We start from the raw sequence: 3,880 nt of genomic DNA, 5'->3' as shown, positions 1-3,880 counted from the left end.
CTCGGCGGGGTGACCTATGCGCTCACCCGGGCCGGCGACGTCGGGTTCGCCGGGACCGTCCTCGCCGCAGGCGGCGCCGGGCTGGCGTGCCTGGTGGCGTTCGTGGTGGTCGAGGCGCGCTCGAGCCATCCGCTCGTGCCGTTGGGGTTGTTCCGCAACGCGCAGTTCAGCGCCGCCAACGCCGTCACCTTCCTCGTGTACGCCGCGCTCGGCGTGATCTTCGTGCTGCTGGTGCTGCAGCTGCAGGTGGCCGCCGGGTGGTCGCCGCTGGCGGCCGGCTCGGCGATGCTGCCGGTCACGGTCCTGATGCTGCTGTTCTCGTCCCGCGCCGGCGCGCTGGCTCAGCGGATCGGGCCGCGACTCCCGATGACGGTCGGGCCGCTGCTGTCGGCGGGCGGGGTGCTGCTGATGAGTCGGGTGGGCGCCGGTGCGTCGTACCTGATCGACGTGCTGCCGGCGGTGCTGCTCTTCGGCGCCGGCCTCGCCCTGATGGTCGCGCCGCTGACCGCGACCGTCCTCGACAGCGCCGCCGACCGGCACGCCGGCGTCGCGTCCGGCGTCAACAACGCCGTCGCCCGCACGGCCGGTCTGATCGCGGTCGCCGTGATCCCCCTCGCGGCCGGCATCGCCGGCGCCGACTACACCGATCCCGCGGCGTTCGGCGCCGGCTTCGAGCGGGCGATGCTCATCAGCGCCGGGCTGCTGCTGGCCGGCGCCGCGCTTGCCGTCACGTTCGTCCGGCGGCCGCTCGCCGCCGAGGGACTGCCGGCCGCGGGGGAGGAGCACCGGCTCCACATCGAGGCGTGCGTGCACTGCGGGGTGAGCGGGCCCCAGCTCCACCCGGCCGACCACGACCACTGAGCTGGGAAGGAGCCGGTCAGGTCACCGCGGTCGGCGCCTCCGCGATCTTCACCAGGCGGACCTCGGGCCTGGCCGGCACCTGGTCCGGGAGGAACCAGCGGAAGGCCAGGTTGCCGCGCGGGTAGTCGACCGTGGACAGCGCGTTGGGGTGCCCGAGCTGGCGCCGGGCGACGACCAGGGTGACCGTGCCGTCGCCGTTGGCCACCGCCTGGGTGCCGTTGACCGAGCTCCGGGCGTCGGCGACGCAGTGGGTCGCCATGAACTGGTTCCAGATCACGAAGTTCCAGAACCGGCAGGTGGGCGGGCGGTAGGTGATGACCAGCGCCTCGTCCTCCTCGAGCACGAAGCTGCCGAAGGAGTACGCCGCGTCGCGTGCGGACCAGCCGAAGTTCGCGTCGAGCACCTGGTAGGGCTCTCCGAACTCGTTCGCGCGCTGCGTGATCTCGTGGCCGACGGTGTGCTCGTCGTCGCTGCGGACCCCGACGGTGAGCGGCACGATCGCGAACATCGTCCGCAGCCAGGCTGCGCTCGCGCGCAGCGCCGCTGCAGTCTCGTCGGAGCCGTGCCGGATCGGCTCGGGCTCGTCGTACACCTCGATCTCCCAGGTGATCCGCCGGCCGGTGAGCGGGTCCGCCTGGTAGTCACGCGTCAGGAGCACGGCGGCCTCGGGGAGCGGTCCGAGGTCGAAGGTGAAGCTGCCGTCCGGGCCGATCTCGATGTCGTCGTCCCGCACCAGCGCCACCACCCGGTCCGACCAGGTGCCGGGCGCCGGCTCGTTGTAGGCCGTCACCGAGAAGTAGACGCTGTCGCCCCGGTTGCCGCTGATCCGGTAGCGCCGGGTCGGGTCGATCGGGCAGAGCGCGTAGTAGGCGTCGGTGTTGTCGCCGCCCCACCGGCGGTCGCGCCGGAACGGCGTGTTGACGTCGACGAACTGGGGCCGGCTGGGCTCGGCGAAGAGGTAGGTGTCGAGCGCGACGCCGAGGGTGGTGAGGATCTGGCGGTAGCCGTCGGCGACGTGGGGGTCGTCGGTCACCGCGCGGTCGCCCTCGAGGAAGGTTCGGTCGAGGTCCCGCAGGGTGTCGAGCAGGTGTCGGAAGGCTTCGGTCGCCTCGTTGGTCACGGTCGGACTCCCTCCAGGAGGATCGCCGTGAGCCGGTCGGCCCAGGCGTCGTCGAGCTCGTCCGGCTCGAGCATCACGCCGAGCAGGACGGCGCCGATCATGAGCCGCATCAGGTCCTCGGCCCGGACGTCGGCGCGCACCTCGCCCGCGTCGGCGGCGCTCCGGAACCGGTCGTCGACCGCCCCGAAGACCCCGGCGAAGCGGCTGAGCAGAGCGGTGTGCAGGGCCGGGTGGCTGGAGAACTCGGCGAGCAGGCCGGGCAGCGCGGCGGCGGCCACCGGCGTGGTGAACGCGTCCCGGGTGCCCCTGACGATGCCGGCCAGGTCGGTGCTCAGGTCCTCGCCGAGCTGCAGGTCGACGACCAGCTCGTCGGGGAACGCGGCCTCGTAGACGAGGTGGGGGAGCGAGGGCCACCGCCGGTAGAGGGCCGCCTTCGTCGTACCGGCGCGGCCGGCGACCGCGGCGACGGTGAGGCGTTGGTAGCCCACCTCGACGAGCAGCGCGCGGGCCGCCGCCAGCGCCGCCTGCTCGATGCGCGGGTCCCGCGGCCGACCGGCGCCACGCTGCGTGTCGGCTGCCTCGCTGGATCTGGTGGTCATCGGCCCTTCCCCTATATCGAGTCTGACCGTATCGTAATCGCGACGTGAGGAGTAGCCATGCAGCAGGAGAGCGCGACCGTCGTCCTCGACGACCTGGTCGACCCGCGGTTCAGCCCGGAGGGGCAGGAGCTGATCGGGCTGATGGAGCAGGTCGCGGAGCTCTGCCCGCTCGACAGCGCGACCCTGCACGCGCAGGCCTCTGCCGAGCTCGGCCTCGACGACTTCGGGCCACAGGACTATCGAGAGCGGATGGACCTGCTGCTCGAGTGCTACCGCTCGGTGCCGGGGCTGTCGCCGGCCGGCCAGGTCAACCTCTACGCCCAGTTCGTCCAGCTGCTGAAGAACCGTCTGCTGCTGGCCGACCTGATCCGGCGCGAGCCCGAGGTCCTCGAGACCGAGCTGGTCCCGCCGGTGATGATCGCCGGCCTGCCGCGCACCGGCACGACGCACCTCCAGCAGCTGCTCGCCGCCACCGGCCTGTTCCGCACCCTGCCCTACTGGGAGAGCCTGGAGCCGTTCCCGCTGCCGGGTGAGCGCGGCGTCGAGCCGGATCCGCGGATCGGGCGCACCGCCCAGGCGATGCACGCGATGCACGCCGCCCTTCCGCACATGATCCTCATGCACGAGATGGACGGCCCCGAGCACGTGCACGAGGAGATCGCACTGCTGGCCTGCGACTTCTCGACGATGTTCTTCGAGACGCTGACCGACGTGCCGCGCTGGGTCGACCACTACCGGGCCCACGACCAGGCGCCGCACTACTCCTACCTGCGCCTGCAGCTCCAGGCGCTCCAGCACCTCGATCGCGGACGCGGCGGGCGCCGGTGGCTGCTGAAGTCGCCGCAGCACCTCGAGCAGCTGCCGGTGGTCGCACAGGTCTTCCCGGGCGCGACCGTCGTGATCACCCACCGCGACCCGGCTCACGTCGTCACGTCGCTGGCGACGATGGTCGCCTACACCGAGCGGATGTTCCGGGCCGCGCCGCTCGACCCCCACGACACCGGCCGGCGCTGGGCCGACCGGCTCGAGGTGATGCTCGACGCGCTGCTGCGCGACCGCGACCGGCTCGGTCCGGACACCTCGATCGACCTGCCGTTCGACGAGCTCATGGCCGACCAGGAGGGCGCGCTCGAGCGAGTGCTGGCACTGGCGGGGGAGGACTTCGCGCCGGCCGCCCGGGCCGGCGCCGCCGACTACCTCGCCACGCATGCCCGCGGGCACCTCGGTCGCGTCGACTATCGCCCCGAGGCCGTCGGTCTCGATCCCGACGAGCTGCGCGCGCGGGTCGCGCCGTACTCCC

The 3,880-nt window shown here is 72.8% G+C and carries 4 protein-coding genes; 2 read left to right on the top strand and 2 right to left on the bottom strand.

What is annotated here, in order from left to right:
• A partial coding sequence (locus H0488_RS22340) for an MFS transporter (protein ID WP_183101407.1) occupies positions 1-861 on the top strand: 861 nt, incomplete at its 5' end.
• Positions 862-877: 16 nt separating this feature from the next.
• Here H0488_RS22340 and H0488_RS22335 read toward each other — a convergent pair.
• Both H0488_RS22335 and H0488_RS22330 read right to left on the bottom strand, forming a co-directional pair.
• On the bottom strand, positions 878-1,981 hold the full coding sequence (locus H0488_RS22335) for a DUF1214 domain-containing protein (protein ID WP_183101406.1): 1,104 nt from the start codon (positions 1,979-1,981) through the stop codon (positions 878-880).
• Positions 1,978-2,580, bottom strand: coding sequence for a TetR/AcrR family transcriptional regulator (locus H0488_RS22330; protein WP_183101405.1), 603 nt, complete (start codon positions 2,578-2,580; stop codon positions 1,978-1,980). Before H0488_RS22330 ends, H0488_RS22335 begins: the two co-directional genes overlap by 4 nt.
• A gap of 57 nt (positions 2,581-2,637) precedes the next feature.
• On the opposite strand from H0488_RS22330, the gene H0488_RS22325 reads away from it, so the two are divergent.
• The coding region (locus H0488_RS22325; RefSeq protein WP_183101404.1) for a sulfotransferase family protein at positions 2,638-3,880 on the top strand (1,243 nt) is incomplete at its 3' end.

The sequence above is a fragment of the Nocardioides pelophilus genome (genome assembly GCF_014180685.1).
Lineage (GTDB): Bacteria > Actinomycetota > Actinomycetes > Propionibacteriales > Nocardioidaceae > Nocardioides > Nocardioides pelophilus.
Note: the sequence above shows the minus strand (reverse complement) of the source record. Positions and strands in the feature narration are given on the sequence as shown.